Source organism: Nitrosospira multiformis, assembly GCF_900110185.1.
In the GTDB taxonomy this organism is placed as follows: Bacteria; Pseudomonadota; Gammaproteobacteria; order Burkholderiales; family Nitrosomonadaceae; genus Nitrosospira; species Nitrosospira multiformis_A.
Genome location: NZ_FOCT01000036.1, coordinates 1 through 2987, shown reverse-complemented (window position 1 = coordinate 2987; position 2987 = coordinate 1). Strand labels below are relative to the sequence as shown.

Genomic DNA, 2987 nt, shown 5'->3' with positions numbered 1-2987 from the left:
GGCGATTCCATACTCAGTCTCCAGATTGTCACGAGGGCACGCCGCGCCGGCTGGAAGATCACGCCACGCCAATTATTCGAACGGCAGTCCATCGCTGCGTTAGCGGCGGTGGCAATGGCGCTCGAGGCTCAAGATGCAACCGTCGCTACCCTGGCCCCGATCGCAAGCGCACAATTGCCCGAAGGATTAAGCGACGGAGGATCGGGGAGACACCTACCGCTGCTGCCCATTCAGGCTGAATTCTTCGCACAGGAAATTCCCGCGCGACATCACTGGAACCAGGCAGCGCTCCTGAAAAGCCGGGAGCACCTGGATCCTGCACATCTTGGACTGGCATTGGAAGCCGTGGTGCGGCACCACGATGCGCTTCGTTTCTGCTTCGTCAGAAATGAGAGCGGCCAGTGGCAGCAGTTTTGTGAGCAGCAGTTTTGTGGGGAGTCTATTGCGGACGATTTGTTATGGGTGCGTAAAGATTCTACCGAAGCCGATCTGGAAGCGCTGTGCAACGAGGCGCAGCGCAGCCTGAATCTCGTGGAAGGTCCATTGCTGCGCGCCGTGCTTTTCGATATGGACGATCGCAGCCAGCGGTTGCTGCTGGTTATTCATCACCTTGTGATCGACGGTGTCTCCTGGCGTATCCTGCTCGAGGATTTGCAGAGTGCCTATAGTCAGGCCCGGAATGCCCAAGCTATCACATTGCCCGAAAAATCAGGCAGCTATGAGGCGTGGGCCGGGCGGCTACAGGGCTATGCGCACGAACATGCAGAAGAGTTGGCTTACTGGCGAAGCTTGACAGGGGCTCCGGTCACACTGCCCTGCGATAACTTCGATGGCGCGAGCTTCGTCCGTCAGCAGTGCGATGCTGTGCTCAAGCTGGGTAAGGCGCCGACCCACGCCTTGCTCAAGCAGGCGCCGGCAGCCTATCGCACTCAGGTAAACGACCTGTTGCTTACCGCCTTGGGAAGCGCCCTCTGCCGATGGAGCGGGCACAAGAAAATCCTGGTCGATCTTGAAGGCCACGGACGGGAAGATTTATACGATGTCGACCTGTCGCAAACAGTTGGTTGGTTTACCAGCCTTTATCCAGTGATGCTCGATCCATCTGGGGACTTGGATCAGAGGATCAAGCGCATCAAGGAGGATCTGCGAAGGATACCGAATAGGGGAGTGGGTTACGGCCTGTTTAAATATCACGGAACACTTGAACAGCGAGAAATCCTGGCATCCCTGCCCAAACCTGAAGTCGTGTTCAATTACCTGGGGCAATTCGATGCGAGTTTCGACGAAAGCGCCCTGTGGACGTTGGCGGCTGAGCCGGTAGGGGATTTGACCGACGAAAATGCGCCCCTCAGTCATGATATTTCCATAAGCGGGCATGTGTACGAGGGTGAGTTGCAACTCACAGTAAGCTATAGCGACACGCGCTACCATAAGAGCACGATTCAAGCACTTATAAACACCTATCGCACTGAGCTTGAAACGCTGATTGCGCATTGCATCAGCGGCATCCAAGGTATTACTCCCTCGGATTTTCCTCTGGCCCCGATCACACAGCAGGAGTTGGACAGCTTGCCGATACCTGCATCGCAGTTGGAAGATCTCTATCCGCTCTCTCCGCTGCAGTCCGGCATACTTTTCCACAGCGTATTCGACAAGGATGACCAAGGCATTTATCTCAACCAGTTGAGAGCCGATATCGAGGGGTTGGATGCCACGCGCTTCAAAGCGGCGTGGCAGGCTGTAGTATCTTGCCACCCAGTGTTACGTACCGGCTTTACAATTCAGGATGAGAAACCCTTGCAGTGGGTTTCGAAGACAGTCGAGCTGCCGTTTGTGGAATACGACTGGCGGGATAGAGAGGATGCAGAGCGCGATCTCGAGGCGTTGGCCCAGGCGGAACACGCCTCGGGTTTTGATCTCGCCAAACCTCCACTCATGCGCTTTGCACTGGTGCGGTTGGCGGACGACAGATATCACTTCATCTGGACAATTCATCACCTTCTGCTGGATGGATGGAGTACTTCCCAACTGGCCGGGGAAGTATTGCGGCGATATGCCGGAGGATTTTCTCCAGCTCAGGAAGCGTCGTTCCGGGGCAGAGGCGAATATCGCAGGTTTATCGAGTGGCTGCAGCGTCGTGATGTGGAAGTTTCCGAAGCATATTGGAGGGAGCGGCTGAAGGGAATCGGGGAGCCGACGCGACTGGCAGCGACATTGCCTACACACCGAGGAAATCCCGATCATGAAGAGCATTTCGGGGAGCATATCACTGAACTGCCGCTCTCTCTCACGGAAAGGCTGGTTCAGTTCGCACGGCGTGAGCGCGTTACCCTCAATACCTTGGTACAGGCTGGCTGGGCCATCTTGCTGAGCTGGTACACCGGGAAGCAAACCGTCCTTTTTGGTGCCACGGTGGCGGGAAGGCCAGCCGACCTGCCAGGAGCGGAGCACTTGTTGGGATTGTTCATCAATACGCTTCCCGTGTCGGTAACGCTCCAACCCGAGCACCAGGTCGGCACATGGCTGCGCGACTTGCAAGCGCAGAACCTCGCCTCGCGCGAACACGAGCAAACACCTTTGTATGAAATCCAGCGCTGGCTGGGACAAAGCGGGCAGGGATTATTCGACAGCATTCTCGTGTTCGAGAACTATCCCATGGATGAGGCGTTGCGGGAATCCACTCCCGGCGGGCTTGCTTTTTCCAATATCCGTAATCGCGAGAGCAGCAATTACCCGATGATGGTATCGGTCATGCAGAGTAACGTGCTGTCGCTGGGCTACAGCTATGATTGCAGATATTTTTCGCGAGCGGTGGTGGAATCCATAGCAGCGCAACTCAACAGACTGCTCGACAGGATTGTCGCCACTCATGCGAACTCGCCACGGAGATTGGGCGACATCGACATCCTCAGTGAAGCCGAGCGGGCGCAGCTTAAGGCCTGGGGGATCAACGAGCAGCGCTATGGGAATGCGGAGCCTGTACACAG

1 protein-coding gene is annotated in these 2987 nt (G+C 56.3%); it reads left to right on the top strand.

Annotation, left to right across the window (positions count from 1 at the left end; genetic code table 11):
• Positions 1-2987 (top strand): condensation domain-containing protein (locus tag BMY01_RS16825; RefSeq protein ID WP_254772812.1); only part of this gene is annotated, 2987 nt, incomplete at both ends.